The 3,526-nt window shown below is 45.6% G+C and carries 3 protein-coding genes; 2 read left to right on the top strand and 1 reads right to left on the bottom strand.

From position 1 onward, the window contains the following. Positions 1–138: 138 nt before the first annotated feature. Together WCO51_11210 and WCO51_11205 are read left to right on the top strand one after the other, a co-directional pair. Positions 139–1,239 carry a transposase gene (locus WCO51_11210; GenBank protein MEI6513823.1) on the top strand — a complete coding sequence of 367 codons (1,101 nt, stop codon included), beginning with the start codon at positions 139–141 and terminating at the stop codon, positions 1,237–1,239. 433 nt (positions 1,240–1,672) lie between these two features. Then, a complete protein-coding gene (locus WCO51_11205) occupies positions 1,673–3,055 on the top strand; it encodes an FkbM family methyltransferase (protein MEI6513822.1) in 1,383 nt (460 codons plus the stop codon). A gap of 298 nt (positions 3,056–3,353) precedes the next feature. On the opposite strand, the gene WCO51_11200 is transcribed toward WCO51_11205, so the two are convergent. Further along, on the bottom strand, positions 3,354–3,506 hold the full coding sequence (locus WCO51_11200; protein MEI6513821.1) for a helix-turn-helix domain-containing protein: 153 nt from the start codon (positions 3,504–3,506) through the stop codon (positions 3,354–3,356). Between the last annotated feature and the right edge of the window lie 20 nt (positions 3,507–3,526).

Below are 3,526 nucleotides of genomic sequence, written 5' to 3'. Positions count from 1 at the left end.
CGGGGGGATCAGGAGCGCATACCTACCTCGAATCGCGCATCCATGCAACACGCTGGCGCACGCGACTATAGTATGCTAGATAATGCGCTAGAGGCCGCGCATATGCCAAAGTTACACCACGTATATGAGGCTATATAAATGTCACTGCGAGATACCTTATCCTCATACTGGGCAGCAATTCAAGGAGAACTTTTCCCGTGGCTTGACGACTGCCTTGGTCCTCTAACTGAACGACACAGGGATATCGTAACAGTTTTGGAATTCGTTCGGCTTGAATCTTTTTTGCCGTACTGGTCTGGCCTTCCAGGGCGTCCCCTTTCAGAACGAGTGGCGCTGGCGCGGGCCTTTGTCGCCAAGGCTGTACTCAATTTGCCAACGACCAGGGCTTTAATTGAGCGGCTGCAGGCAGACAAAGTTTTGCGACGCATTTGTGGCTATGCGCAGGCTGGGGCAGTTCCCAGCGAATCGACGTTCTCCCGGGCTTTTGCCGAGTTTTCCGCCAGCGCTCTTCCGACTCGGGTTCATGAGGCGTTGGTAAAGAGGACGCATGTTGATCAATTGGTGGGCCATATCTCGCGCGACAGCACTGTTCGGCGGCCATCTTCGGGCAAGCGTAAACGAGGTCGTCCCCACAAAGGTGAGGAGCGACCAAAGGAGACGCGCAGAATCGAACGTCAGTTAGGGATGACCATTCATGAAATGTTAGATGACCTGCCCACGACATGCGATGTCGGGACAAAGAAAAACGCCAAGGGATACAAAGTATCATGGAATGGCTATAAGCTTCATGCTGACGTGGCAGATGGCTGTATTCCAATCAGTTGTTTTCTGAATTCGGCTTCCTTACATGACAGCCAAGTGGCAATACCTCTTGCAACTATGACAGCTGCCCGTGTTACCAGCCTCTACGACCTCATGGACGCTGCTTACGATTGTACCGAGATCAAGGACCACAGCCGGTCGCTCGGTCACGTCCCGATTATAGATATCAATCCACGTACGAAGGAACGGAAAGAAGAGTTGGTACTTGAGAATAAGGCACTCAAAAACGTCGGACACCAACTTTCTGAAGATGTGCGGTATAATGAGCGCACAACCGCTGAACGGTTTAATGGCTGCCTGAAAGAGGAGTTTGGCGGTAATACAGTAAATGTTCGAGGGAATGCAAAGGTAATGTGCCACTTGATGTTTGGTGTGCTAACTCTGACTGTCCATCAACTCATTAGATTTGTCACTTAGTTTTCATAACTTAGCACCTCGGTTCTAATATATAACCTTGGCCGAGCACTGGGCCGAGGAGGAGGAGCTTGAGCTGATTATCCGGCAACAGCCGGGTTATATCATTAGATACATGAAGGGCCACAAGTCGTCGCTGCATTTAGTTGATAATGCAGCTTGCATCACCCGTTATAAGCACCCACCCCTATGACCAGCATCAATACAGGCGAATACAATACATACATTCGCTTGTCGTTCCAGGAGTTTTGCAAAAGCCTCATAAGTCTCATGCCTATCTGGCAGGCACCGGAAACATAGCAAGTTAACCACAATGGCACTACGAGGCACTTGCGGAATTCGTAGGATCTGGCTAATATAGTAAATATGCTTCGAGACATAATAGTCAACGCGCATAAACATTGAAAATTTATTCTAGACAACTGGAGTACATATAATGACACAACTTAACGAACGTATTATCGCCCATCACGTTGGTGCCAGAGGTTTCGGAGTCGCATTGAATTGCCCTCCAAGATTTACTAGAAATGTATTCCATGTTACATATGAGGCTGACGAAGCATGCGCTCGTGATATGATTAATAGCAACAAGGACTCATCGCTTATTGTTTTGCCATACTGTCTTGGCCACCAAGATCAACCGTGCAACCTTTATATTATGAACAACCAGTTTATGAGCTCAACTTTTAAACCAAATCAAAAATATAATAATTACTATATTATCAACTACACGCATGGTGTAGAATATGGACTTAAACTTAATGGTGAGTGCTATGACCTTCATCTTGTGGATGATAACCACATTGCTAAGATTATGAATGTCAATATGCGAAAGCTTGACAGTGTAATCAGAGACGATAAACTTATCAGAGATTTTCCGCCTGATTTTTTGTCACTCGATACACAAGGTTCTGAGTTTAATATATTGCTTGGAGCTCAACAAACTTTTAAAAATCATGTTATGGCGTTAGCAACTGAGATTGAATTTCACCAGCTTTATGAAGATCAACATCTTTTTTCCCATATTCACGATTTTGCGCACAGTCATGGATTTCATTTTGCCGGGTTCACAAATTTACAGGAGATTATGCCATGTCGCTTACCTGTCGGGGCTAGACAGAAAGGATTTACTGTCTGTGGCGATGCTTTGTTCTTTCGCAGCATAGAAAGTGTACTTGAAATGGGCTTGCCAAATGACGGGTTGTATCTTGCTTTGCTAAAGCTTGCTTTTATTGCAATGAACTTTGGCTATCTTGAGTATGCCATGCATGTTGTCGATGCAGCTGATATTCATAATTCCGATCAAGCATTGCGTGAAAAGCTCATGAGCCATGACTGCTATAGGGTTCTTTACCATCTTCGCTGTGCAATTAAACAACTGCCACCTGACTTCCTTCATACTAGCTCTGTCGCAATGACCGACGAGTTAAAGCGATTGAGCTTAGAGTCCACCAAGATGAATGAACAAAACGTAAGGATAGAAGATATGCGGCAACAATATTACTCTGAAATTCAGCGACTCAGAATTCGGCATCTTATTTTGACCGATCCTTTATCTGCACTTTATAAAGCGGCTCGATACAGTCTATACGCTATTTTAAAATTACCATATGTTGATCCTAATGAAGCAAAAATTCAAGCTAAATTATCTTCTTTAACCTTGTTTCAATTGGAGATCCAAGGATTGTCGCCAGAAATTACGAAAGTTGAACAAATATTAATTGAATACGGATATACGGCTTGGGCTGACGAGGTTCGTCAACGTCGCAGTGTTGCTGAGCACTGCATTGCAGGAAAGATGTTTACTAAGCCAAGTTAGATAGCATTAGTTTTCACAATTTCAACTAGATCATTACTACGCGATGCTGCGCTTATTTGCCCTATCAACGAGAGCTTGTTTAAGCAATGGTCTACTTCCGCCCAAGGCTGCCTACCGTTTTGTCGTGCGACGAGGCGTAATACAGCACCACTGCAAACACCGATTGTTGCAATGGTACTGGAGTCCGCATTCCGACGATGGCGGGCAGTCGTACCGATTGATCGCGGGCAGCTGCGGTGTCGGCAGTTCGGTTCAAGTAGTCTCCCATGGTCGTGCGGCTGAGCGGAACAGGAAAGTATTATAGGGAGGTTTTCGGTTTGATGCAGCGATAGATCGTCGCCTGATGAACGTTGAAGGCCCTTGCGACGGCACTGACGGATTTGCCCTCGTGGAGGAGCCGAAGAGCTAGCTCCTGTTGGGTGCGTTTAAACAAAAGGCGGAAAAGTCCCATAGGGTTAAGATTTTTGGCGT

It is taken from the genome of bacterium (genome assembly GCA_037131655.1).
Classification (GTDB): Bacteria; Armatimonadota; Fimbriimonadia; order Fimbriimonadales; family JBAXQP01; genus JBAXQP01.
The sequence above is the reverse complement of the archived record's forward strand: the minus strand, read 5'-3'. Positions and strand labels throughout refer to the sequence as shown.